The sequence below is a fragment of the Flavobacteriales bacterium genome, from assembly GCA_016779995.1.
Classification (GTDB): Bacteria; Bacteroidota; Bacteroidia; order Flavobacteriales; family UBA7312; genus UBA8444.
Genome location: JADHMO010000001.1, coordinates 1 through 26,918, shown reverse-complemented (window position 1 = coordinate 26,918; position 26,918 = coordinate 1). Strand labels below are relative to the sequence as shown.

21 protein-coding genes are annotated in these 26,918 nt (G+C 31.9%); 9 read left to right on the top strand and 12 right to left on the bottom strand.

Annotation, left to right across the window (positions count from 1 at the left end; genetic code table 11):
- Window positions 1–27 precede the first annotated feature (27 nt).
- Window positions 28–2,601 carry an ATP-dependent Clp protease ATP-binding subunit gene (locus ISP71_00105; protein MBL6662480.1) on the bottom strand — a complete coding sequence of 858 codons (2,574 nt, stop codon included), beginning with the start codon at window positions 2,599–2,601 and terminating at the stop codon, window positions 28–30.
- 180 nt (window positions 2,602–2,781) lie between these two features.
- Between ISP71_00105 and gyrA the strand changes: the two genes are divergently transcribed.
- The 3 genes from gyrA (at window position 2,782) to ISP71_00090 (ending at window position 9,361) form a co-directional block, all read left to right on the top strand.
- Window positions 2,782–5,298: a DNA gyrase subunit A gene (gene gyrA, locus ISP71_00100; GenBank protein ID MBL6662479.1), complete on the top strand. Its 2,517-nt coding sequence runs from the start codon at window positions 2,782–2,784 to the stop codon at window positions 5,296–5,298.
- 97 nt (window positions 5,299–5,395) lie between these two features.
- Window positions 5,396–8,200, top strand: a complete 2,805-nt coding sequence (locus ISP71_00095; GenBank protein MBL6662478.1) for an insulinase family protein — start codon at window positions 5,396–5,398, stop codon at window positions 8,198–8,200.
- A complete protein-coding gene (locus ISP71_00090) occupies window positions 8,201–9,361 on the top strand; it encodes a tetratricopeptide repeat protein (protein ID MBL6662477.1) in 1,161 nt (386 codons plus the stop codon).
- 217 nt (window positions 9,362–9,578) lie between these two features.
- Here the strand turns inward: ISP71_00090 and ISP71_00085 are convergent, their stop codons facing one another.
- Window positions 9,579–10,403, bottom strand: a complete 825-nt coding sequence (locus ISP71_00085) for a M48 family metallopeptidase (GenBank protein MBL6662476.1) — start codon at window positions 10,401–10,403, stop codon at window positions 9,579–9,581.
- 40 nt (window positions 10,404–10,443) lie between these two features.
- Window positions 10,444–11,040, bottom strand: coding sequence for a Crp/Fnr family transcriptional regulator (locus ISP71_00080; protein ID MBL6662475.1), 597 nt, complete (start codon window positions 11,038–11,040; stop codon window positions 10,444–10,446).
- An 85-nt stretch (window positions 11,041–11,125) separates the two neighbouring features.
- Between ISP71_00080 and ISP71_00075 the strand changes: the two genes are divergently transcribed.
- A complete protein-coding gene (locus ISP71_00075; protein ID MBL6662474.1) occupies window positions 11,126–11,422 on the top strand; it encodes a hypothetical protein in 297 nt (98 codons plus the stop codon).
- Window positions 11,423–11,428: 6 nt separating this feature from the next.
- On the top strand, window positions 11,429–11,803 hold the full coding sequence (locus ISP71_00070; protein ID MBL6662473.1) for a group III truncated hemoglobin: 375 nt from the start codon (window positions 11,429–11,431) through the stop codon (window positions 11,801–11,803).
- On the opposite strand, the gene ISP71_00065 is transcribed toward ISP71_00070, so the two are convergent.
- From ISP71_00065 to yaaA, 7 genes are all read right to left on the bottom strand, one after another.
- Entirely contained in the window at window positions 11,793–13,304 is a 1,512-nt protein-coding gene (locus ISP71_00065) for an aminotransferase class V-fold PLP-dependent enzyme (protein ID MBL6662472.1), read from the bottom strand. The two genes, ISP71_00070 and ISP71_00065, sit on opposite strands and share 11 nt — an antisense overlap.
- Before the next feature lie 64 nt (window positions 13,305–13,368).
- A complete protein-coding gene (locus tag ISP71_00060) occupies window positions 13,369–15,243 on the bottom strand; it encodes an ABC-F family ATP-binding cassette domain-containing protein (protein ID MBL6662471.1) in 1,875 nt (624 codons plus the stop codon).
- Window positions 15,240–16,433, bottom strand: coding sequence for an NAD(P)/FAD-dependent oxidoreductase (locus ISP71_00055; protein ID MBL6662470.1), 1,194 nt, complete (start codon window positions 16,431–16,433; stop codon window positions 15,240–15,242). The genes ISP71_00060 and ISP71_00055 overlap by 4 nt, the downstream gene beginning before the upstream one ends.
- Before the next feature lie 70 nt (window positions 16,434–16,503).
- The gene (typA, locus tag ISP71_00050) at window positions 16,504–18,264 is read right to left on the bottom strand and encodes a translational GTPase TypA (GenBank protein ID MBL6662469.1); all 1,761 of its coding nucleotides are present in this window, start codon (window positions 18,262–18,264) and stop codon (window positions 16,504–16,506) included.
- Complete coding sequence (locus ISP71_00045) at window positions 18,265–19,971, bottom strand: DEAD/DEAH box helicase (GenBank protein ID MBL6662468.1); 1,707 nt, start codon at window positions 19,969–19,971, stop codon at window positions 18,265–18,267. It abuts the gene before it with no gap.
- Window positions 19,972–20,096: 125 nt separating this feature from the next.
- Window positions 20,097–20,297 carry a hypothetical protein gene (locus tag ISP71_00040; protein MBL6662467.1) on the bottom strand — a complete coding sequence of 67 codons (201 nt, stop codon included), beginning with the start codon at window positions 20,295–20,297 and terminating at the stop codon, window positions 20,097–20,099.
- Window positions 20,298–20,794: 497 nt separating this feature from the next.
- Entirely contained in the window at window positions 20,795–21,565 is a 771-nt protein-coding gene (gene yaaA / locus ISP71_00035) for a peroxide stress protein YaaA (protein ID MBL6662466.1), read from the bottom strand.
- A gap of 97 nt (window positions 21,566–21,662) precedes the next feature.
- Here yaaA and ISP71_00030 point away from each other — a divergent pair, with 97 nt between their 5' ends.
- From ISP71_00030 to ISP71_00020, 3 genes are all read left to right on the top strand, one after another.
- On the top strand, window positions 21,663–22,520 hold the full coding sequence (locus tag ISP71_00030; protein MBL6662465.1) for a DMT family transporter: 858 nt from the start codon (window positions 21,663–21,665) through the stop codon (window positions 22,518–22,520).
- A 55-nt stretch (window positions 22,521–22,575) separates the two neighbouring features.
- Entirely contained in the window at window positions 22,576–24,036 is a 1,461-nt protein-coding gene (locus ISP71_00025; GenBank protein MBL6662464.1) for a DUF5106 domain-containing protein, read from the top strand.
- Between the two features lie 66 nt (window positions 24,037–24,102).
- The gene (locus tag ISP71_00020) at window positions 24,103–25,206 is read left to right on the top strand and encodes an OmpA family protein (GenBank protein MBL6662463.1); all 1,104 of its coding nucleotides are present in this window, start codon (window positions 24,103–24,105) and stop codon (window positions 25,204–25,206) included.
- Between the two features lie 51 nt (window positions 25,207–25,257).
- Here ISP71_00020 and ISP71_00015 read toward each other — a convergent pair whose 3' ends face one another.
- Together ISP71_00015 and ISP71_00010 are read right to left on the bottom strand one after the other, a co-directional pair.
- The gene (locus tag ISP71_00015; protein MBL6662462.1) at window positions 25,258–25,788 is read right to left on the bottom strand and encodes a Smr/MutS family protein; all 531 of its coding nucleotides are present in this window, start codon (window positions 25,786–25,788) and stop codon (window positions 25,258–25,260) included.
- Window positions 25,778–26,629: a DUF2279 domain-containing protein gene (locus ISP71_00010; protein MBL6662461.1), complete on the bottom strand. Its 852-nt coding sequence runs from the start codon at window positions 26,627–26,629 to the stop codon at window positions 25,778–25,780. The genes ISP71_00015 and ISP71_00010 overlap by 11 nt, the downstream gene beginning before the upstream one ends.
- Before the next feature lie 87 nt (window positions 26,630–26,716).
- Between ISP71_00010 and ISP71_00005 the strand changes: the two genes are divergently transcribed.
- On the top strand, window positions 26,717–26,918 hold a 202-nt coding region (locus ISP71_00005; protein ID MBL6662460.1), incomplete at its 3' end, for a fumarylacetoacetase.

Below are 26,918 nucleotides of genomic sequence, written 5' to 3'. Positions count from 1 at the left end.
CCAAAAGGAGCTTTTTTTAGTTTAGGTTTATTCCTCTTCTTTAGGTTTTTGAGGTTTCTCTTTCTTGGGCTTATTAATTTTAACCTTTAACTCACCTTTTTCTTCATCTAGGCTAATTTTTATGTCATCACCTTCTGCAAGGTTAGCATTAACAATTTCCTCGGCAATAACATCTTCTAAATACTTTTGTATTGCTCTTTTTAGTGGTCTAGCACCAAATTGAGAATCATAACCTTTATCTGCAATAAAATCTTTAGCCTTTTTATCTAGACTCAAAGAATATCCAAGTTGTGTAATTCTTTCAAACAGCATTTTTAGTTCAATATCAATAATTTCATGAATATGCTCACTGCTTAATGAATTAAACATGACTACGTCATCAATACGATTTAAGAACTCAGGGGCAAATGCTTTTTTAAGCGCTTTAGCAATAACGCCTTTAGCGTCTGATTGATATGATTCTTTTCTAGCAGTTGTTGAAAATCCAACACCTTGACCAAAATCTTTGAGCTGACGAGAACCTATGTTAGAAGTCATTATGATAATAGTATTCTTGAAGTTTATTTTTCTTCCTAAACTATCAGTCATATAACCATCGTCTAATACTTGAAGTAATAAATTGAATACATCAGGATGTGCTTTTTCTACTTCATCTAATAATATAATAGAGTAGGGCTTTCTTCTTACTTTTTCAGTAAGCTGACCGCCTTCTTCGTAGCCAACATATCCTGGAGGTGAACCCACTAGACGAGTGACAGCAAATTTTTCCATATATTCACTCATATCAATTCTAATAAGTGAATCATTGGTATCAAACATAATTTTGGATAACTCTTTAGCTAACTGGGTTTTTCCAACACCAGTAGGACCTAAGAATATGAATGAGCCAATTGGTTTTTCAGGATCTTTCAAACCAACTCTATTTCTTCTTATAGCTTTGACTATTTTGCTGATAGCTTCATCTTGTCCGATAACGCGTTTTTGAAGCTCCTTTTCCATCTGAACAAGCTTTTTACTCTCTTGTTCTGCAATTCTTTGTACAGGAACTCCTGTCATCATAGCTACGACTTCTGCAACATTATCCTCAGTAACCGTTTCTCTTTGATTTTTTAACTCTTCTTCCCAAACAAGTTTAGCCTGTTTAAGATTATTTTCAATTTTTCTTTCTTCATCTCTTAACTTGGCAGCCTCTTCAAAACGTTGTTTTTTGATGACATTACCTTTTTGAGATTTGATAGCATCTAACTCTTTTTCAAGTTTTAAGATGTTTTCAGGAACATTGATGTTGTTGATATGAACTCTTGAGCCTGCTTCGTCTAATGCATCGATTGCTTTGTCTGGAAGGTGTCTGTCACTCATATATCGGTTAGTAAGTGCAACACAAGATTCGAGGGCTTCTTCAGTATAAGAAACATTATGATGCTCTTCATATCTTTCTTTTATGTTATGAAGAATTTGGAGTGTTTCATCAATAGAGGTTGGTTCAACTAAAACTTTTTGAAAACGTCTTTCTAATGCGCCGTCTTTTTCTATGTTTTGTCTGTATTCGTCTAAGGTAGTAGCTCCTATACATTGCAGTTCTCCTCGAGCTAATGCTGGCTTGAACATATTAGAAGCGTCCAATGAACCTGAGGCTCCACCAGCACCAACAATAGTATGTATTTCATCAATAAAGAGTATGATATCGCTATTTGTTTCTAATTCGTTTAGAATAGCTTTCATACGTTCCTCAAATTGACCTCTATATTTAGTACCAGCTACTAATGCAGCCAAATCCAAAGAAATTATTCTTTTGTTAAACAGAACACGAGACACTTTGCGTTGTACTATTCTAAGAGCTAAACCTTCAGCAATTGCCGACTTACCGACACCAGGCTCTCCAATAAGAATAGGATTATTCTTTTTTCTACGACTTAAAATTTGAGAAACTCGTTCAATTTCCTTTTCTCTACCAACAATGGGATCGAGTTTATCATCGGATGCCATTTTTGTTAAGTCTCTACCAAAATTATCTAAAACAGGTGTAGAGGACTTAGTATTTCCTCTTGATTGTTTTGGTTTATTGGAAAAAAGCTCTTCGTCATCTGGTTCAGAGCCACCTAATTCGGCACGTGGGCTAGAACTAAAGTCTGAAGTGTCATCATCAGATTCTTCTCCATTTATATCTATCATTGAAGCAAACTCATTTTTTACCGTTTCATAATCCACATTAAACTGATTTAGAGATAAGGTTACGATACTATCCTCGTCTTTAAGCATAGATAGAAGTAAGTGTATGGTTTTAATTTCGACACTTTTAAATATCATTAACTCTAAATGTGCTAATTTAACAGCTCTAGCTGCTTGTTTTTTCAACTCTAAATTACTTGAATTTGAATACTCACTTTTTTCATTGTTGACAATTGAACTCTCAACAACCTTCCTAAGAGCTGTTAAATCTACATCTAAAGCTTTGAGAATAATCACAGCAGAACCTTGACCTTCTCTCAAAATTCCAAGTAAAAAGTGTTCAGGACCTATAGCATTATGACCTAGTCGAAGAGCTTCTTCTCGGCTAAAGCTAAGAACATCATTTAGTCGTGGTGAAAATTTAGAATCCATATCTTTTAAAGGGTTTGCTTAACATGCACAAATTAATAATTAGATTGAGAATTTGACAATAAATCAACCTTTGATTTATCAACATTCAAAGTGTTGATAATTATTGATTTTTTTTAAGGCTATGCAAAGTGTGATTAGTTAAATTCGTCAATTAAATATAAACAATAAAATTTAATTTTTATGGCTGACGGAGAGAAAATCATTCCAATTAACATAGAAGAAGAAATGAAGTCAAAGTACATCGATTATTCGATGTCTGTAATTGTTTCAAGAGCCTTGCCTGACGTAAGAGATGGTCTAAAACCTGTTCATCGAAGGGTGTTGTTTGGTATGCACGAATTGGGTGTAACCTCTACAAAAGCGTATAAAAAATCAGCTCGTATTGTCGGTGAAGTTCTCGGTAAATTTCACCCACATGGAGACACTTCTGTTTATGATACTATGGTAAGAATGGCTCAAGAATGGTCATTACGTTATATGTTAGTAGATGGACAAGGAAACTTTGGCTCTATTGACGGTGATAGTCCTGCTGCTATGCGTTATACTGAAGCACGTTTGAGAAAAACTGCTGAAGAGTTACTCTCTGATATTGATAAAGATACGGTTGATTATCAACTTAATTTTGATGATACCATAAAAGAACCTGTTGTATTACCTGCTAGGATTCCTAATTTACTATGTAATGGTACTTCTGGTATTGCAGTTGGTATGGCTACCAATATGGCACCTCACAACCTTTCAGAGGTCGTTGACGCTACCATTGCATACATCGACAACAGAGATATTGACACACAAGGTCTGATGGAACATATTAAGGCTCCTGATTTTCCAACAGGTGGTATTATATATGGCTATGAAGGTGTTAGAGATGCCTTTGAAACTGGACGAGGAAAAGTAGTGATGCGTGCCAAAACATCTTTTGAAGAAGTAGGAAACAGAGAAGCAATTATTGTTTCCGAAATTCCTTACATGGTTAATAAAGCTGAAATGATTAAGAAAACAGCAGACTTAATCAACGATAAAAAACTTGATGGCATTCACGATATACGAGACGAATCCGATAGAAATGGTATGCGAATTGTTTATGAACTCAAAAGAGATGCCATTCCTAATATTGTATTAAATAAGTTATTCAAATACACACAATTACAATCTTCGTTTAGTGTCAATAATATTGCTCTAGTTAATGGACGTCCTGAACAGTTAAACCTTAAGCAAATTATAGGTCATTTTGTAGATCATAGGCATGAAGTTGTAGTAAGAAGAACACAATACGAACTTGAACAAGCAGAGAAAAGAGCTCACGTTCTTGAAGGCTTATTAATAGCTTTAGACAATTTAGACGCTATTATCAAAATGATTAGGGATTCTAGAACCCCTGAAGATGCTAGAAATGGATTGATGACGAGTTTTAATTTATCAGAAATTCAAGCTAGAGCTATTCTCGATTTAAGACTTCAAAAATTAACCGGTCTTGAAAGAGATAAACTCAAAGAAGAATACGATGAATTGATGAAAACCATTGCCTTTTTGAAAAACATCTTAGAAAATGAAGATGTTAGAATGGATATCATCAAAACAGAATTGAATGAAGTAAAAGAAAAATATGGTGATGATAGACGCTCTACCATTGAATATGGTGGTGGTGATTTCAGAATTGAAGATATGATTCCAGATGAAGAAGTTGTTATTACAATTTCACATCTAGGTTATATTAAAAGAACTAAACTTACTGAATACAAATCTCAAAATAGAGGAGGGGTTGGTTCTAAAGGAGCTTCCACTAGAGATGCTGATTTCTTAGAAGATATGTTTGTGGCAAACAACCACGATTATATGCTTTTCTTTACAGAAAAAGGTAGATGTTTCTGGTTAAGAGTATTTGAAATCCCTGAAGGAGCTAAAGCTACTAAAGGAAGAGCTATTCAGAATATGATAAATATTCCATCTGATGACAAGGTGATGGCATTTATAAATACCAAAGACTTAAAAGATGAAGACTATGTTAATAGTCATTGTGTTGTTATGTGCACTAAAAAAGGAGTAATTAAAAAGACTTCTTTAGAATCGTATTCTAGACCTCGACAAAATGGTATCAATGCCATTACTGTTAGAGATGGAGATCAGTTATTGGAAGCAAAATTAACAACTGGTAACTCTCAAATTATGTTAGCAGTTAAATCTGGTAAAGCTATTCGATTTGAAGAAGAGAAAGTAAGACCAATGGGAAGAACTGCTTCTGGAGTAAGAGGTGTCACTTTAGCTAATGATAAGGACGAAGTGGTTGGAATGATTTGTGTCAACGATTTTGAATCTGATGTATTGGTGGTTTCTGAAAATGGATACGGTAAACGTTCAAGTATTGAAGATTATAGAATTACCAACAGAGGAGGGAAAGGAGTAAAGACTATCAACGTAACTGACAAGACAGGTAACCTTATTGCATTGAAAAATGTAACTGATGAAAACGATCTTATGATTGTTAATAAATCAGGAATTACTATTAGGATTTCAGTTGCTGACTTGCGTCAAATGGGTAGAGCTACTCAAGGTGTTCGAATTATCAAACTCAGAGAAAAGGATTCTATTGCTGCCGTTGCAAAAGTACCAGCAGTAAGTAATGAAGAAGAAAGTGAATTGAATGATAGTCAAACAGATTCAATAGACAACACTGAAAGTTCAACTTCTGAAGAATAAATTAAAAATATAATTCTTTAAATTTATTATATCACACAATTAAACGGCACTTAGTGCCGTTTTTTGTTTTAAATTTACAGCTCAAAAATTAAAAAAAATGAAAAAATTTTTATTGCTATTTTGTTTGTTATTCACTTCATCTGTGATGTATCCACAAACATTGATAAACAAAATTACTCCCGCAAACGATTACGATATAGCTTACGAAGTATGGGAATTAGATAATGGGCTCACAATAATAGTACATGAAGATGATTCTGACCCTATGGTACACGTAGAAGTGACCTATCATGTTGGTTCTAATAGAGAACAAATAGGTATTACAGGCTTTGCACACTTCTTTGAGCATATGATGTTTCAAGGTTCTGACAATGTGGGTGATGACGAGCATTTTAAAATAATTTCTGAAAGTGGAGGTACTATGAATGGTACTACCAACAGAGACAGAACTAACTATTTTGAAACAGTCCCTAGTAATCAACTTGAAACAGCTTTATGGTTAGAAGCCGATAGAATGGGCTTTCTTTTAGATGCAGTAACTGTAAAGAAATTTGAGAATCAAAGGGATGCTGTAAAAAATGAAAAAATGCAGAATCAGGTCAATGTACCATACGGCATGTTTTGGGAAATCAAAGATCAAACATTATATCCAGAAGGACATCCTTATTCATGGCCTACTATAGGATATGTTGATGATTTAGATAGAGTTACTGTTGATGACCTTAAAGACTTTTTTATGCGTTGGTATGGACCAAACAACGCCTATTTAGTAGTTGCAGGAGATGTTAAGACAGAAAATGTTTTAGAACTATCAAAAAAATACTTTGGTTCAATTCCAAGAGGTCAAGAAGTAAGAGATTTAAGATTGCCTAGAGTAAATTTACCTCAAAATAAGTATAGAAAATTTGCCGATAGAATATATTTTCCAATGGCTGCTTTTGTGTATCCAACTATACCAAATTTTCACAAAGACGAACCTGCTTTAGACGCTTTAGCTGATATGATGGGAGGGGGGAACAACTCTTTATTTTATAAAGAATTTGTTAAAACAGAAAGAGCTGTACAAGCCTCTGTTAGTCATCCATGTTCTGAATTATCAGGAGAATTTTTAATTCAAGTTATTTCTTATCCAGATTATACATTTGCTGAAACTGAAGAAAAAATCAATACTCTAATTAATAACTTTGAAGAATATATTACTGAAGAGGCATTAGAACGCTTTAAATCGACAATGAGGTCTGATATTATTGATGGTCTTTCTAGTGTCAGAGGCAAAGCCTCTCAATTGACTTCATGGGCCTATTTATTAGATGAACCACACAATTTTAGTAAAGAAATTGAAAGGTACGAAGCAGTTACGATTGAAGATGTTAAGAAAGTCTATAGAAAGTACATAATGAATAAAAATTCAGTAGGTATAGATTACTTTCCATTACCTCCATTTTCTGAAGACTCCGTTCAAAGTATAAATCCTTTTGCTAACGTTCCATATAAAAAAGACCCTCAGTATGATGGTCTAACTTATACTAAGCCTACTGATACATTTGATCGTTCTGTAAGACCTACGGCACCAGCTGCTAAAGCGGTTTCTGTACCTGTATATTACGAGTTTAATGTTAATCAATTAGCTGGCGAAAACAAAAATAGTATCCCAGTAATTGGTGCAGAAAATAATGAAGTTCCCAAAGTGAATATTTTGATTACACTAGAAGGTGGAGATTTACTTATTGATAATCCTAAAAAAGCTGGATTGTCGCAACTAACTGCTATGCTTCTTAATGAAAGTACGGAAAACTTTACAACAGAAGAGATGAGTGCCAAACTTGATAACTTGGGTAGTTCAATTTCTTTCAGCTCAGGAGATAGAACATCTTCGATTTTTGTTTCAAGTCTTGTTGGTAAAATAGACGAAACGATATCACTTCTTGAAGAAAAACTATTTAACCCAGCCTTTAATGAGGAAGACTATAAACGAATTAATAAACAATTTAAAGAGTCTATCAATAACAGTAAGAAGTCAGCTCAAAATATGGCTAGACAAGCTGTGGCAGAATTGATGTATGGTAATTCTATCAGAGGTACTATGCCATCTGTCAAAGGAGTTGAGAAAATCAAACTTTCTGAAGTAAAAGAATTTTATAAAAAGCAATACAATTCAAGACTTGCTAGTGTTGTTGTAGTTGGTGATGTAACTAAAGAAGAAATGTTACCAAGATTACAATTTTTGAATAAATGGGAGGGTAGTGATGTTGTCATTAATAAGAACTTACCAATTGAAGAAATTAATGGTAAAACCATTTATTTAATTCATAAACCTGGTCCTCAATCTATTATTACACTTGCCCATAAAGGTTTAAAGTATGATGTCGATGGCGATTATTACAAAGCTGGAGTTATGAATTTTCCCCTAGGAGGAGCTTTTAGTAGTCGTTTAAACCTTAATTTAAGAGAAGATAAAGGATATACCTACGGTATTCGTTCAGGCTTTGATGGAAATGATACTGACGGTATGTTTAGTATAAGTACGTCTGTACGTTCTGAAGCGACAGATAGTGCCCTTACCGAAATCTATAAAGAATTCGAAAACTATATAACTGAAGGAATAAATGAAGAAGAATTAGCGTTTACAAAGAACTCAATTGCTAATTCTGATGCCTTAAAGTATGAAACAGCATTTCAGAAGTCAAGATTCTTAGCTCGAATACAGCGATATGGTCTTGATGGCAATTATACTAAAAAGCAAAAAGAAATGTTAAATGATATGACTGTAGCAGATGTTAAATCAATAGCAAATAAATACTTAAAAATGGATGACCATATTGTTGTCGTTGTTGGTAATAAATATGCTTTGAAAGATAAACTACAGAAATTCGGAAAAGTAACAGAATTAAAAATTAAATAAATGAAAGTATCTAAGATTATTGTTTGTTCACTAATTCTTTTTTCTAGTATTAGTGCTTATGCTCAAAAAAGTAATGTTCAAAATGCTTACAAAGCTTTAGAAAAGAAGAAAATAGAAGAAGCCGTAGAATACATAGAAATGGCTGCTGCCAATTCTAGTACGGCTGATGATGTTAAAATGCATAATTATCGAGGAAAAATCTATTATGAAATTTACTCGAATGCTGATTATAAAGCTATGGATCCAATGGCCATTATGAAATGTGCTGAAAGTTGGATTGCTGTGTATCAGCACCCAAAAGCAAAAAAATGGTTTGATAAGGACGAACTAAGTGGAAATATTGCAAAAGCGGGAGTTGGATTGTTTAATTCTGGAATAAACTTGTATAATTCTAAAGATTATTCATCTTCCAAAAAAATGTTTAACAAAATTTTTGATTTATTTCCTTTAGATGAAAAAAACAACCTTGAAAGGAGTAATGTTACTAAAGAGAGTATTTGGTTAAATTTATTCTATGTATCATCAGCTGAAGGAAATAATAATACATCTAAGGAATTTTTACAAAAGCTCATAGATATTAACTATCAAGACCCACAGATATACTCTTATATGGCTAATATTTTACTAGAAGAAAAAGATAGTGAAGGGGCTTTAGAAGTAATCAAATATGGACGAGAATTTTTCGAATCAGATGTTAATTTAATTATTGCTGAATTAAATTATTATTTAGGACAAAATGATTTTGTTAAAGCTGAAAAACTATTAACATTAGCTGTAGAAGAAGACCCCAATAATCATCAATTGTTTTTTGCATTAGGTAGTAGTTACGATGAATTAAATGACTTTGAAAAGGCTGAAAATGCTTATTTAGAAGCCATTAATATCAAACCAGATTTTTATGATGCTCTTTACAATTTAGGTGTTATGTATTATAATAAAGGTGGTGATATGCTTAAAGAAGCTAATAACATAAAAGATTTTAAAAAATATGACATTGCTAAAACTAACGCTGATAATACAATGTTAAAAGGATTACCTTATATAGAAAAGTGTAATGATATTGATCCCTCTGATAAAAATATATTACTAGTACTTAAAGAATTATATTATAGAAATGGAGATGATGCTAAATATAAAGATGTAATGAGTAAACTTAAATAACAACTTAAGTAGGGGATTCTTTTATGTTTCCCCTTATTACTTAATTCTTTACTTAACATAATATTAATTATCGTTCAAGTTATGCTGATTATCAGATTAGAACGTATGTATGGTATTTGATATTTACTCTCATTTTTTGTTGTTATAATTCTCACGCTCAAAATGCTGAGAATCGCATTTTTGAAAACAAGCTGAAAATATATACGATAAATAAAAATTATTTAAATGAAGTAACTCCAAATTTCTTAGCTTCAGCTTTGGCAGCTGGTGCCCATTTAGTGAGATTAGCAATTCGAGTATCATTTGAAGGATGTGTGCTTAAAAACTCGGGTGTTGTACTGCCGTTTTTAGCTTTCATGCGTTTCCACAACTCAGCTGCTTCATCAGGGTTATATCCTGCTATTGCCATTATATCTAGTCCTATTTTATCGGCTTCAGACTCATGGCTTCTGCTAAATGGCAACATTACACCTAAAGTTGTGCCAATACCGTAAACAGCATTAAACTTTTGACGTTCAACTTCTTTTTCACTTAAAGCTACATTTCCAGCCACAGCAACTGCTTGTTGTAATACACCAGCACTCATTCTTTGTGCTCCATGGTCAGCTAAAGCATGTGCTACTTCGTGTCCCATAACGACTGCCACACCGGTCTCTGTTTGTGTAATTGGGAGTATGCCAGTATAAAAGACGATTTTACCTCCAGGCATACACCAAGCATTGACTGTTTCTTCATTTACTAAGTTATATTCCCATTGGTAATCTTTTAAATATCCTTCATATCCGTTGGCAGTTAACCATTTTTCTGCTGCTTGAGCTATTTTTGCTCCGACAGTACTTATCATTTGACTTTCTTTAGTCCCTTTTATTACTTCATGTTCAGATAAAAATGTTTCATATTCCCTAAATGCCATAGGAAAAATCTGATCGCTAGACTGATACATATTTAAAGTGCTTTTTCCAGTAAATGGATTGACTTTACAAGAGTTTAGGAAAATTAATAAGGATAAGATAGAAACTAATTTTAATGTATGTTTTTTCATGATATAGAGGTTTTAAGATTGATTACAAATGTACTTACTTTTAAATATATACTTTGTGATTTATTAACTTTAATTTTTTGTTCTTCTCTAGTTTTTTAATGCTTCGAATAACTGTTTCTACTCTAAGACCCGTAAGTTCACCTATTTCTTTCCTGCTTAAATCTACTTTATATTCAAAAGGTTCTTTTAATTGATAGATTTCTTTTTTGAGATAGTTTAATAAAGTCAAAATTCTATGTTCAGAGTTTTCTGTTGAATTTTCATAAGCCATCATAGAAATATAATATAACTGTTCAGCAATAGTTTTAGATACATTTAAAAACTCATTGTTATTCTCTTTAATAAGCTTTAAAAAATTACTTTTTGTCAGTAGCCATATTCTACTATCTTTAGTTATTTTTCCATCTGCTAAATAATTAAAACTACCCAGTATAGCTGCCTCTCCTATTCCTCTATTGTCAGAATAAATAGATTGAATAAATTCTTTACCATCTGAGCTACAATTATATAATTTGACTTCACCTTGTTGAATCTGATAATAAAACCTTGGAATTGCATTTTTTTTGAATAAACAATCACCTTTTTGGAATTCAACAAGTTTAGCTTGGTATTTAATAAGTAAGTTTTCTTCAATCATAGATTTTGGCTTTATGATTTATATCATAAAAAATTGGCTTTAAAACTAAGAAGTTTGGTAAACAAAATTAATCAAAATTAATATTATGAACTTACTTCAAAGATACAACGATAATCATTTTTGGGAAAGAATGGAATTTTACAGATTTTCTATTATGATGTTTACTATAACATTTGGTACAGCATTAGCTTCCGTTGCCTTATATTATTTATTTGAGCTTCAAAATTCAGCTTACTTTATACCTGTTGCTATAGTTTCTTTCTTTGCCATGGGTGCAAATGCCGCTGCCATTGCTCAATCTCCGTTAAAATGGGTTGTTACCATTTTTACTTCATCTGTATTTCTATCTATTTTCTTTATTTTTTACGCATTTTTCATCTAGAAATTAATGAAAGATATAGAGGGAATTGATGAAATTAAATCATTAGTTGATTCATTTTACAGTAAAGTTGTTAAAGACGAAACAATAGGTTATATATTTCAAGATGTTCAAAAGGTAAATTGGAATTTTCATTTATCTCAAATGTATTCATTTTGGCATACCGTTTTATTTGGTGTAATGTCTTATAAAGGCAATCCTATGTTAAAGCATTTTTATGTAAATAAAAATGAGCCTCTTTCTCCTGTTCATTTTAAACAATGGCTTAGTCTTTGGGAAGAAACCATTGACGAGCAATTTGTTGGTATTAAAGCAGACTTAGCTAAGCAAAGAGCAGTTAATATGGCTAATGGAATTCAAAAAACATTAAAGATTATTGACTAATTTTTAAATATTTTTTCTCTGAATTAGTCGAAAAATCAAAACATGAATCAATATATTTTTCAATCTCAAAGGTATTATCGTTTTGTCTAGGCATTATTTTACCTTTTAATTGATTAATGTCATAATCCTTACTCCATTCCTTATGATTTATGACTAGTTCTTTTATTGCATTTATGGCGTATTCAAGTTCTTGATTAGTAGTAGTAGGATGAAATGACATTCTAATCCAACCTGGTTTTTGAGAAACATCGCCTTTATCAATAGAACATGTTATTTCTTTTGATTGTTCTTGATTTACATTCAATAAATAATGACCATAAGTTCCAGCACACGAACAGCCTCCTCGAGTTTGTATGCCGAATTTATCATTAAGCATTTTTACTCCTAAGTTATAGTGTAAGTCATCAATATAAAATGAAAATATAGCTAACCTTTCTTTTGTATTATTAGCTAAAATATGAAGCGTTTTAATTGATTCTAATTCACTCCAAACTAAATCTACTATCTCTTTTTCTCTCAAGGAAATTTGCTCTACTCCCATTTCTCTTTTTAACTGAAAACACATTGCAGTTCGAATCGTTTGGAGGAATGGAGGTGTTCCTCCATCTTCTCGTTCTTCTATATTGTCAACATATTTTTTGCCTCCCCATGGGTTTGTCCAATCAACTGTTCCTCCTCCAGAATGATCAGGAACAAGATTAGTGTATAAATTTTCGTTAAAAATTAAAATACCACTTGATCCAGGTCCGCCTAAAAATTTATGGGGAGAAAAAAATATAGCATCAAGATATCGACCTTTTTTATCGTCTTCATGCATATTAATTTCTACATAGGGTGCAGAACAAGCAAAATCAACAAAACATACTCCACCATGCTGGTGTATTATTTCCGCCATATCCATATAAGGTGTTTTAATTCCTGTAACATTAGAACAGGCTGTTATGGATAATATTTTAGTTTTTTTATGAGAATATTTTGTTAATATTTTTTTAAAATTATCGACACAAACTAAACCTTCTTCATTAGGTTCAATTATCACTAAATCCACTAATGTTTCTAGCCATGTTGTATGATTAGAATGGTGTTCCATATGAGAAATAAATACAACGGGTTTGTCATTTTCTTTTATGTTTATGAATTGCTGGTGAGATTCATGAATTTTTAACCCTAAAATTCGTTGAAACTTATTAATGACATCAGTCATTCCTGAACCAGATGATATTAAAATATCTTTATATGATGCTCCAACATGCTGTTTAATAATTTCTTTGGCCTTGTGATAGGCTTGAGTTGTAATTTTAGCTGTGTCGTTCGTATCAGTATGGGTGTTAGCTACATAGGGATAAATGTTGTTATTTAATTTTTCTTCTATGGTGTTGTATAATCTACCACTAGCTGTCCAATCTGCATATAAAATAGGAATTGATTTATGATAAGGAGTTTGTAGAGTGTGATTAATACCAACGATATTATCACGAAATTTAGAGAAATGATTTTCCATGGTTTTTAAGATGTATTTAAGGTGATAAATCACCCATGCTTTAAGATACTGCAAAGATAATCATTTACATCAATTCGTCGAGTTCTAACCAACGCATTGTCTTATCATCTAATTCTTGGATTATTTCTCCTAATTTTTCACTTTTTTGATTGATTTCTTGAAAGGACAAACCTTCTTGAAGTAAATCTTCTTCCAGTTCTTTTTTAGTCGTTTCTAACTTCTCGATTTCTTTTTCTAATTGTTCGTATTCGTATTTATCTTTAAAACTAACTTTATTAGAACCTTTAGATTTTGTTTGTTGTTTATCTTCTAAACTAGAATTTGTTTTAATCTTTTTTTCTTGTTCTAGTTGTTTTTCTCTGTACTCAGAATAACTGCAGTACTCGTCTTTTATAATGCCTTCACCTTCAAAAACAAAAAGATGTTCGGTGAGTTTATCCATAAAATACCTATCATGTGACACTATTATCAAGCAACCAGAAAACTGTAGTAAAAACTCCTCTAATTTATTAAGGGTTAACAAATCTAAATCGTTGGTAGGCTCATCGAGAATTAAAAAGTTAGGGTTCTTCATCAGTACCATCAATAGATATAGTCTTCTTTTTTCTCCTCCACTTAGTTTTGACACAAAAGTATGTTGTGTTTTAGGTGGAAACATAAAATGCGTTAGCATTTGTGATGCTGTTACTTTTGTGCCATTAGCCATTACAATTACTTCTGCAATGTCTTTTAAGGAATCAACAACTCTTTTATCTTCTTTTAATTGTATACCCTTTTGAGAGAAATAACCATAAACAATGGTTTCTCCAACATTTACTTTACCACTATCAGCAGTTTCATTTTGAGTAAGTATATCTAAAAAAGTGGATTTCCCCACACCATTTTTACCAACTATACCTATACGTTCTCCTTTTTTGAAAGTATAGTCAAAGCCATTAAGTATTTTTAAGTCACCATAGCTTTTGTAGACTTTCTTTAGTTCAAGTATTTTACCCCCTATCCTACTCATTTTGATTTCTAAATTAAGCTCATGCTTAACTTTATTTCTGGAGGCTTTTTCTTTTATCTTATCGAAGTTGGCTATTCTTGCCTTGGATTTGGTAGTACGTGCTTTTGGAGAGTGTCTCATCCACTCCAATTCTTTTTTCAACAACTTACCAGTCTTTGACAAATTAGTGTCGTATATAGCTTCTCTTTCGGCTCTTTTTTCAAGAAAGTAGGCGTAATTACCTGTGTGATGGTACAACTTACCATCTTCTAATTCTAAAATATGATTACAAACTCTATCTAGGAAGTACCTATCATGAGTTACCATAAGTAATGTAATTTTTTGCTGTTGTAAATACTTCTCTAACCATTCAATCATTTCTACATCTAAATGGTTTGTAGGCTCATCAAGTAAAAGTAAATCAGGTTCGTTGAGTAGTAGCAAGGCTAACGATAAACGTTTCTTTTGCCCTCCTGATAAATCACCAACTTTTTGTGTTAAATCACTAATATTAAATCTAAATAATATTTGTTTAATACGACGCTCATAATCCCAAGCATTTGCCTTATCCATTTTATTAGTTAAATCTTCTAAAGCTTTATTATTCAGAGGGTTATCATTAACTTCAATTTGTTTTAAGGTGTTTTGGTATTGCGTTATTAACAAGCTAATTTCAGTTTGGTTTTCGTTAATTAACTCCTCAATAGAATGATTAGCATCAAAATTAGGTTCTTGAGCTAGGTATGCAACTTTTATTCCTTTTCTGAGTGTTACGGTACCTTCATCAGTAATATCTTGACCAGCTATAATCTTAAGCATACTCGATTTTCCAGTACCATTATTGGCTATTAAAGCCATTTTATCTCCTTGGCTTAGTCCAAATGTCAACCCTTCAAATAAGATGCGTTCTCCGTAGTTTTTACCTAAATTTTCAACCGATAAATAATTCATATTACACTGTTTTTTCCAGCAAGATATCCAGTAGTCCAAGCTGATTGAAAATTAAACCCGCCAGTAACACCATCTATATCTAATATTTCTCCACAAAAATATAGGCCTTTATGAATTTTACTTTCCATAGTAATGGGGTTAATCTGATGTAATGAAATTCCTCCACATGTCACAAATTCTTCTTTGAATGTTGTCTTACCATTCACCTGATAACTATCATTAAAAAGTACATTTAATAACTTATTACTACTTTTTTTATCTAGTTTATTCCAAGAAATATTACTGTCAATATCTATTTTTTTGAGAAGATACAACCATAATCGATTAGGTAAGTTAAAAGGGTTTTTGTTGGCTATAATTCGCTGACTTTTTTTTATTTCTTTTATACTTTCTAAGTAATCTAATTCATTCAAATTAGACCAATTAACTTGAACGTTAAATTTATAGTTCTTGTCTGCTAATATTCTTGCTCCCCAAGCAGAACACTTTAGAATTGCAGGGCCACTCATACCCCAATGTGTTATGAGTAAAGGACCAGAATGTTTTAGTTTATCACCTTGTATGTGTACACTTACATTTGGTGCCACAACACCCATTAAATCTTTAATATCTTCATTAGGCATATTGAAAGTAAATAATGAAGGCACAGGTTTTTCAATTTCAAGACCAATATCTAAAAGCCATTTTAAGCCTTCAATTTTCGGACTTCCTCCTGATGCAATAATTAATTTATCTACAATAACATCATTATTAATCATATAACCTCTTTCTAGTGGCTTAATATTTTTAACAGGGTTTTGATACTTAATTGAGATCTTGTGTTTATCACATTCATTTTTTAGACAGTCGATAATAGTTTGTGAGTTGTTAGAGAGGGGAAACATTCTGTTATCCTCTTCTGTTTTTAATTCTACTCCCCTTTGTTCAAACCATTCAACAGTATCTTTTGTATTAAAGTGATTGAATGCTTTTTTTAAAAATCCGCCACCTCTAGGATAGTTTTTGGCTAGTTCTGAAATGCTAAAACAAGCATTTGTAACATTGCACCTGCCCCCTCCAGAAATCTTTACTTTGCTCAAAACTTTGTTGGATTTCTCAAAGAGAATAACCTCTGAATTGGAATCAGACGATTGTGCTGTTATGGCTGCCATAAAACCTGCTGCCCCTCCTCCTATTACTGCTATTCTCATATCAGTTCAAATATAAAAAGAAAATGACGAGCAAGACTCGTCATTTTTTAAACCGAATATCTAGTAAGAATTAAATTTTTCTCATTCTTAGACTCAGAGGAGTTACTTCCAAATACTCATCTTCAGCAATGTATTCCATAGCTTCTTCTAAAGAAAATTGTGTCTTAGGTGCTATCTTCATCGCCTCATCAGTGCCAGATTTTCTCATGTTAGTTAATTGTTTTCCTTTTACTAGATTGACTTCTAAATCGTTATCTCTAGAATGTTCTCCAATTACTTGACCTTTATAAATAACATCGGCTGGTCCAACAAAAAAGCGTCCTCTATCTTGAAGCCTATTTAAAGCAAAAGGGGTTGCTGGTCCTTGTTCAGATGAAATAAGAGAGCCTTTTAATCTAGAGGGAATATTTCCTTTGAGAGCTTTAAATTCTCTAAATCGATGTGTCATAACTGCTTGTCCAGAAGTCGAAGTCAACATATTATTTCTCAATCCGATAAGTCCACGTGAGGGAATATCAAATTCTAAATGTTGTAAATCACCTTTTGGCTCCATTACTAGTAAATCACCTTTTCTCATTGTAACTAATTCTATAGCCTTGCCTGAAAATTCTTCAGGAACGTCAATGACTAAAGTTTCGTATGGCTCACATTGAATACCATCAATTTCTTTAACTATAACTTGAGGTTTGCCCACTTGTAATTCATAACCTTCACGACGCATTGTTTCTATAAGTACAGATAAATGAAGAATTCCTCTACCAAATACATTGAATTTATCTTCAGTATCTGTTGGTTCAACTCTTAATGCTAAGTTTTTCTCTGTCTCTTTATATAATCTATCTCTTAGATGCCTTGAGGTAACAAACTTGCCTTCTTTTCCGAAAAAAGGTGAGTTGTTGATAGTAAATAACATACTCATTGTTGGCTCATCAACTTCAATTCGTTTTAATGCTTCAGGATTTTCTAAATCTGAAAGCGTGTCACCTATTTCAAAATCGTCAAGACCAATAATGGCACATAAGTCTCCGCTACGCACTTTATCCACTTGTTCTCTGCCAAGACCCTTAAAAATAAATAACTCTTTAATACGGACTTTCTTTTGTACGCCATCTTTTAAAAGCATATAGTCTTTGCCAGTCATCAAATCTCCTCTAAAGACTCTACCAATAGCTATTCTTCCCTTAAATGACGAATAGTCTAGAGATGTAATTTGCATTTGAGCACTTCCTTCATTATAGGGTGCTTCTGGAATGTTTTCTAGAATAGCATCCATTAGAGGTATGATGTTATCATTTTTAACTTTCCAATCCGTATTCATCCAACCCATTTTGGAAGAGCCGTAAATAGTAGCAAAATCTAGTTGCTCTTCACTAGCATCTAAATTGAACATTAAATCAAAAACTGCTTCGTGAACAATGTCTGGAGTACAGTTTTCTTTATCTACCTTATTAACTACAACGATAGGTTTTAGTCCAAGCTCAATGGCTTTTCCCAAAACAAAACGTGTTTGTGGCATTGGACCTTCAAAGGCATCAACTAGTAAAAGAACACCATCGGCCATCTTTAAAACACGTTCAACCTCTCCTCCGAAGTCGGCGTGACCTGGTGTATCAATGATGTTAATTTTTACATCATTATACATAACGGATACATTTTTAGAAAGTATAGTAATTCCTCTTTCTCTCTCTAAATCGTTATTGTCAAGTATAAGTTCACCAGTATCTTTTCTACTGTCTAAAGTTTCACACTCTTGGATTATTTTATCTACTAAAGTGGTTTTACCGTGATCAACGTGTGCTATGATAGCAATGTTGCGAATGGATTGTTTCATTTATCTTGAATCTCTATTAACTCTAAGTTCTCTACCGTCTATGTATATTCCTTTAAAGCTGTTGGCTAAATTTTTAGAATGGCGATCATCTACCTCAAAAAAGCTACATTTTTTTTGCAAATCAACATCGCCCACATCTGATTTGCGAATTTTTGCTGTTTCCGAAATAAAATCTACTAAATCAGATGTACTAACACCATCTAGTTTACCTACATTAATAAAAAATCTGGCACCTTTCTTATTGGATTTTTTACTCTTTTTATCGGCTTTATCATTTCTTTTGAACTCTGACTTAGAGCGGTCTCTTTTATCTGATTTTCTTTCGCGCCCTTTACTTCTTTTATCAGAATCTACACTAGATGAACGCTTTGAAGCTCTTTCACTTTCATTTAAGTCTTTACTTTTTTTATTGTAATTCAAGGCATCTATTTCCTTAGAAACCAATTTTTCTACGAGTTCTTCATAACTTAAAGAACCTAAAAGCATTTGAATATCAGTTAATAATTTACCGTTTAAATCTTTTCTAATAGGCGAATTTAAAAGATTGGTAGCCCATTTACTAAGGCGTATGTTAAGTATATCCTCAACACTTGGGATACTTATTTTATCAATTGTTATTTTTAGAGCTTTTTCCAGTCCATCTAATTTTCTCATATCCCTATTAGTAAGTAAAGATAATGAAATACCTTTCTTACCAGCTCTAGCTGTACGACCACTTCTGTGAGTATAATAAGACGGGTCGTCTGGAAGAGCATAATGTATAACGTGTGTCAAATCATTGACATCTATTCCCCTTGCAGCGACATCAGTTGCAACCAAAACTTGTAAAGTATGGTTTTTAAATCGCTTCATAACTCTATCTCTTTGGGCTTGGGATAAATCACCATGAAGTGCTTCAGATTGATAGCCACTCTTATTTAAGTCATCTGCAAGTTGTTGGGTTTTTATTCTAGTACGACAAAATATAACCCCTCTAAATTCTTCTTCTACATCAAGAACTCTTTTAAGTCCTTCAAATTTATCTGATGATTTAACAACAGCATATTGGTGCTCTATATTTTCGTTCAGTTGATTTCCTGTAGAAACTTTAACTTCTACTGGATTAGACATATAGCTTTTAACGATATTTCTTATTTCTTTTGGCATAGTAGCTGAAAACAACCACGTGTTTTTAGCATCACCGGTATATGAAAGAATGTCGTCTAAATCTTCTTTGAAGCCCATGTTTAACATTTCATCTGCTTCATCTAGAACAACAAACCTTATTGAAGATAAATCCAAAACATTTCTTCTTATTAAATCTAGCAAACGACCTGGAGTAGCAATAACAATTTGAGGAGTTCTCTTTTTAATGTCCTTCATTTGAACAACAATAGAAGCACCTCCATAAACTGATTGTATTTGAATTTTTGGTAAATACTTAGCAAAAATTTCTAGTTGACCAGCAATTTGTTGGCCTAGTTCTCTAGTAGGCGCAAGAATTAAGGCTTGGGTTGTTCTTTCATCAGTATTAATCCAATCGAGTAACGGTAAACCAAATGCAGCGGTTTTACCTGTACCAGTTTGTGCTAAACCGATAAAATCCTGTGGCTTTTCACTTAAAAGAGGAATGGATTGTTCTTGTATGGGAGATGGCTTTTCGAAACCGAGTTCAGGAAGAACTTGTAAAAGTGGTTTTGAAAGTCCTAATTCTGAGAAACTTTTCAAATTATAATAGCTTGATTAAATATTTTGCAAAAGTACCCTTTTTTATCTCTAAAGAACTATAAAAGTATAAAACAAAAAAAGCCTCTTCGAATAAAGAGGCTTTCTAGATAGAATAATCTAAAAAACTAAGCTTTCTTTAAGAAAGGAAGACCAGTTTTTGGGTTTTCAACTACTTTTTTACCAGCAGGAACTGCATCTAAACCAGTACTACGCTCGTCTTTTGAGAAATAATAAATAGTTTGAACTCTTCCTGTTGATTTTAAAGTTACGTCTTTTGAGTTAAGGTAATAAGTTGTTCCTTTACTATTAGTATGCGAAAATGCCATAATTAAAGTTTTTAAATTAAATATTTGTTTTTTATTCAGAGGTCAATTTATAAAAAAATTGATTCTACTAGATGTTTTTATATCTTTTTTAAGAAAATAATTATTGACAATATAAAATTTAATTCATCGACTATTTTAAGAATCTTCATTTTAAAATTTATAAATCAATATTTCGACTTTCTTGATTTACTAGATATGAAAATGAATTTTAAATAATTATTTCAGATGAAAATACTAATTATAATTTATAAGTTGTTGATTACCAATATTTTAAGATATATAAGTGTGATTTATACAATTAGACCGAATTTTATCTTTGAAATTGAAATGAAATATAAAAAACCATACTAATAACTCTTAATTAAATTTCAAGTTATTGCACTAGATAAGGACAAAGAACTTACTCAAATAAAAAAGTTATCAACAGAGAAAAAGCGATTTAATCCAATTTTTTTACACTAAAAATAACTCAAAAGAAGTATTGAAAGCTAATATAATTATGACTTCCTTGTGAAAACCAATGATTTTTCAGTCGAAAAATCCTCATTAAAAACATAACCCTCACTATCAAATGCTTTTAAATCATTTGGGTTTTTGATTTTATTCTCTAAAACGTAGCGGCTCATCAAACCTCTAGCCTTTTTAGCAAAAAAACTTATAATCTTATACTGACCACTTTTCCAATCTTTAAATACAGGTGTTATAACTTCTGCATTTAGTGATTTCATATCTATAGATTTAGAATACTCATTGGATGCTAGATTTAGTAAAAATTGAGAGTTAGTGCTTTCTAAATTAGCATTTAGTTCAGAAGTAATATGATTAGACCAAAAATCATAAAGTGAAATTGAATTGTTTATACTAATCTTTGTGCCCATTTCAAGTCTATAAGCTTGAATCAAATCTAATGGCTTGAGTATGCCGTATAAACCTGATAGTATTTTAAAATGAGTTTGGGCATGACCAATAGCATTTGATGATAATGATGTAGCATCTAAGCCTTTATATACATCTCCAGTAAAAGCAAAAATAGCTTGCTTTGCATTTTCAAGATTAAAAGGAGTTTTATAATCTTGGTATCGATTGGCATTCAAAAGCCCTAAATCTTTACTGATATTCATCAATTTGGATAAATCTTCAGGCGAATAATTTTTCAATACATTAACTATCTTTTGACTTTTTTCAAGAAATAAAGGCAAACTGTAATCAGAAATAGGGGCTTTATTGTCAAAATCGAGTGATTTTGCAGGAGAAACAATACTAATCATATATTTATACTTGTTTTTTAAAATACAAACGATTTCATTTGCAGGCTAAAATTAGACAATTTTGAGAAACTTTACACAAAAGTATAGCTTGTTGACAATGCACCTAATAGTAGTTCTTTTAGGCTTGACTGGTGTTCTCGGTAAGCTTATAGATACTGGTTCTACTGTATTGGTATGGTATCGTATGCTTATTGCCTTTTTATTTTTGAGTATTTACATATATTTTAAAACAAACTCAATAAGAGTTTCAAGAAAACATTTCATTCAAATCATTAGTATTGGTTGTATTGTTGCAGCGCACTGGTTATTCTTTTTTGAAAGCATAAAAGTGTCCAATGTTTCTGTAGCTGTGGTTTGTATGGGTACCTCTTCCCTATTTTCTTCTATTCTAGAGCCACTAATTATCAAAAGAAAAATATTTCTTAGGGAGATTATATTAGCTGTTTTAGTACTTATAGCAATCGGAATTGCTATGAATGCTGACTTTTCTTATGTTAAAGGATATGTATATGGTATTGCTGCAGCATTCTTAGCAACTTTATTTACAATTTTAAATGCTCTGTACGTAGATAAAGTAGAATCAGAAAAAATAACTTCTATTGAAATGCTAGGCGGCTTTCTTTTTGTCTGTATATATATGTTGTTTTCTAATTCATTTTCTTTAGCCGACTTAGTTATTAGTTGGAATGATATATTTTACCTAATTATACTAGGGGGGCTATGTACTAGCTTTGCCTTTGTAGTTAGTATAGAAGTTATGAAATTCTTATCTCCGTATAATGTAATAATGGCGGTAAACCTCGAACCTATATATAGTATAATACTAGCATTGGTGCTGTTTGGAGAATCCGAGAGCATGAATTTTTCTTTTTATCTAGGAGCAGTATTGATTATTGGTGCAGTCAGTTTAGATGGTTATTTAAAGAAAAAAGAAGATAAAAAATCTATAAAATAGAAATTAGTAATATTCGTTATAACTCTATATTTTTGAACCTCAATTTTATAATACTATGAGAAAATACTTGTTTTATACGCTATTGTTTTTAGTTGTAATTAGTAATAATTCTTTTTCACAAGATGCCTACAGGTTTGAAGGTCAAGTTAGAGGATTACAAGATTCAACTTGTATGCTGGCTTATTATTATGGGGATAAGCAATTTGCAAAAGATACTGCTGAAATAGATAAAGAAGGCCGCTTTGTATTTAGTGGTGATGAAACCTTAGACCACGGCATGTATATGGTAGTATTACCAGATGGAAATTATTTTGAAATGGTAGTGACTGAAGATCGCTTTTCGTTCACCACATCTCTAGACAATTTGATTGGAGATATGAAATTTACTAATTCTTACGAAAATGAAAAGTTTTACGGATATATGCAGTTTATCTCCGAAAAGCAAAAAGCCCTAAAAGAGCTACAATCCAAAAAAGAAAATGTTAGCGAAAAAGAAGCTAAAAGTATTGATATACAAATTGAAGAAATGGGCAAAGTAGTAATGGATTTTCAAACTAATTTCACATCTAATAACCCTGATATCTTATTCAGCAAAATATTAAATGCAAGTAAAGATGTTGAAATGCCGAAACTCCCATTATTAGCTGATGGTACTGACGATAAAGATTTACAATTTAAATATTATAAATCTCACTTTTTCGACACCTTTGATTTTTCTGATGATAGATTACTAAGAACCCCTGTATTTCATAGTAAAATAAATACCTATTTAGAAAACTTAACAGCTAAAACACCAGATTCTCTCATAGTTTCTTGTGACTACCTTATTGAAAAATCACGAGCAAATCCAGACGTATTTAGATATGTTGTCTCGTATCTGACTTCCACATATGAACGTTCTAAAATAATGGGTTTAGAGAAAGTATTCGTGCATCTAGTAAATAAGTATTACAAAACCAATGAGGTAACTTGGGTTGATGAAGCTCAAATGTTTAAAATTATTGATAGAGCTGAAACTATAGAACCTCTGATGATTGGCTCTAAAGCTCCAAATTTAGTGCTTAGAGACTCCTCAGATATTATTCATAATATGTATCAAGTCAACAAAGATTTAACTATGGTTATTTTCTACGACCCTGATTGTGGACATTGTAAAAAAGAGATACCTGTAATAAAGCAAAATTATGACGAATGGTTAAATGATGGAATTAGTATTGAAGTCATAGCAGTAAGTGTAGAGTTAGACCGAGAAAAATGGGTTGATTTTATTAATACATACGACATTGGCGATTGGACAAATGTTGCCGAATTTAAAACCTTTGTTGATGGTGAGTTCAATAGACAAAACGACCCTTATGTTACACCCTTTCCTTATATTAAACAGTTGTACGATATAAACGGAACACCAAAAGTATATCTATTAGATAAGGATAAAAATATTTTGGTTAATGCTATAAAAGGAAATATTGGAGTAGAACAATTGTCTGAAGTAGTTCTTAAAGAGGCAAAAAAATAACAGATTTGTTATGTTAATAATTAAGTTGTTATATCTTTACAATCTTAATTAATTAATTTTTAAATCATGAAAAAACGACTACTCTTATGCCTATTGGCATTCGGCACTCTTGGTTTATTAGCACAAGACTTGCCTCAAAATCCAGAACCTGGTAAATGTTATGTTAGGTGTACCACTCCCGACATATACGTCAATGAAGAAGTAAAGGTACAAATCAAACCCTCTTACAAAATAATCAAAACCATTCCCGCTAAATTTGAAAAAAGAACAGAAAAAGTTCTAGTAAAGGCAGAGGAGAAAAAATTAAAAGTTATTCCTGCAAAATGGGGTAAAGAAGTGATAGAGTATGTAAAAAAAGACGGTTCATCTATACTTACTCCAACAGCTGCAAAATTCAATAATGACGTTGAAACTATTGAGATTAAGCCAAAATACGCTCAATGGGAAATGGGTGATTCAAACCCTGATTGTGAATCTAACAACCCAGATGATTGTAAAATATGGTGCTACAAAGGATATCCTGCTGAATTTAAAACCATTAACATTAAAAAACTAGACCAAAACGCAAATGTAAATAGAAACCCTATCGAATCTGAAAAAGCTACATATACTAGAAAGATAATAACAGAACCAGCAAGAGTTGTAGAAGAAATAATTCCGGCTGAATATGCAACAATCACTAAGAATGTGAGAGTTGAAGATGCTAAAACTATTGAAGAAATAGTACCAGCAGAATACGTTACTATTACTAGAGAAGTTTTAAAAGAAAAAGGTGGTTTAACACAATGGAAAGAGGTTGACTGTAGTTTGGTTGAATACCAAGTACTACCAATCAATTGGGATTTAAATAGTTATGTACTAACCAATCAAGCTAAAAGCATAATTGATAACAAGTTACTCCCTATTTTAGCTAATAACCCTACTGCTAAACTTGAAATTGCTTCTCATACTGACTCGAGAGGAACTGATGAGTCTAATCAATTACTTTCTGAAAGAAGAGCACAAGCTGTTGTAAACTATCTCCAAGAAAGAGGTATAAACTCAAGCTTATTAGTTGCTAATGGTTACGGAGAGAAAAGACTTAAAAATAGATGTTCTGATGGAGTATCTTGTACAGAAAGAGAACATGCTGTAAATAGAAGAACAGAGTTTAGATTGATTAATAACTAAAAATTAACTGGAAGTAAAAAAAAAGGCAAACAAAAAATGTTTGCCTTTTTTTTATCTAAAGAAAACATCAGTAGCACCACCAGAATACCTCATGTAATCTGAGTCTTTAAAATCAAGTCTAAATGAGTACAATAAATTATGTACTTCTTTTCTTAATACACCTTGGCCTTTTCCGTGAATGATTACTAATTTATGAACTTTAGCTTTTAATGCTTTATGAATGATATTTTCACACTTATCCAATTGATAGTTAACTATTTCATAATTACTCATGTGATAAAAATTGTCAACTAAATTTTCAATATGAATATCAATTTCCCAAACCAATGGTGTTTTAGATTTGAAAATGGAATCTTTTTGCACTTTTTTAGTTAACTTTTTAAATCCATCAGGAACATAGGTTGTTTTTAAACTTTTCTCTAGGTCTTCATTAACTTTAATAATAGAATTTAATGAATGTTTTTCTTCAAAACCTTCATTAGTTAATATTATGTATAAATCACCTAATATTGAAATGACTTCGCCACCTCCTTCAGAGTCTAAAAACTTTATTTTATCCCCTATTCTTATTTTATTGTCCATAATGTAAGGGGTAAAAAGTCAGTTTGTTTTGTGATAACTTAAATGCTGGCATAGGTACCTTAATAAAGCTCAATATTTTTAGTGCTTTGTCTAAAAACTTTTTATCAGTTTTTATCTTTCTCAAATTGACATCTAAACTAGCATAAAATTCTCTGTACGTTCCTTCTTCATGGGGGTTGCCATTATACATACCATCGGCACCATATCCAATAGCCACATTCAACCAATCTGGCAATGATGTGTTTTTAAAAGCATTTATATTGAACGACAACCAATAGACTTGACCGTTATAATCTTTTATTGACTGTTGAAGTAAATTTGAACCTAATAAATCCGGTCTGTATTTGGCGTATTCACTGGGTTTAAAAGAATACTTCATTTGTATTCTTTGTTCATTCCACAGAAGTTCTTGACCAATAAATACAAAAGTTCCACTTGTATTTGCTATTAAATCTCCCCAAGAAGCTCCCCATTCTTCCGAAAAACCATCTAAAGTTTCAATGGTGGTTAGAAAAAATGCACCATACAAACCACCATACCACAATGCTTTTTTTTCACTTACACCACCCCATTCCATTAGGTCTTTACCTAACATACCTACTTGATAAGCAGTTGTAGCATGTCCTACTTTATCCATTTGCAACCAATTGGAATTATCATTAATCCAATGAAAACTACTCTTAGGATAGTCCTTATACCACAAATCGTTAAGAGCATACATTGTAGTAGAATACAGCACTATTTCAGTACCAAGGGCAATGTGGAATGCTCTAGTACTATCAGCCTTTTGAGCAAAACTGATTTGACTCAATAAACATATACAAACTATCAAGCTCCTCATTGTGCAAATATAGTTAGTACCTTTTTGAAATCTTACTATTTGATTTGAATTGTTTATATATCTTTGCTTAAGTAAAAAAAATAAGCAATGATTGAAGCTAATAATCCAAATTTAAAAACTTGGTTAGAGGTAATACAAAGTAGTGACTTCCCAATACAAAATATCCCTTTCGGAATAGCAAATATTAACAACAGTAAATTCGGAGTAAGCCGAATTGGTGATACAGTAATAAACCTATCAAAGTCGTATGAACTAGGGGCATTTCATGGTATCCTTTCTGAAAACTATT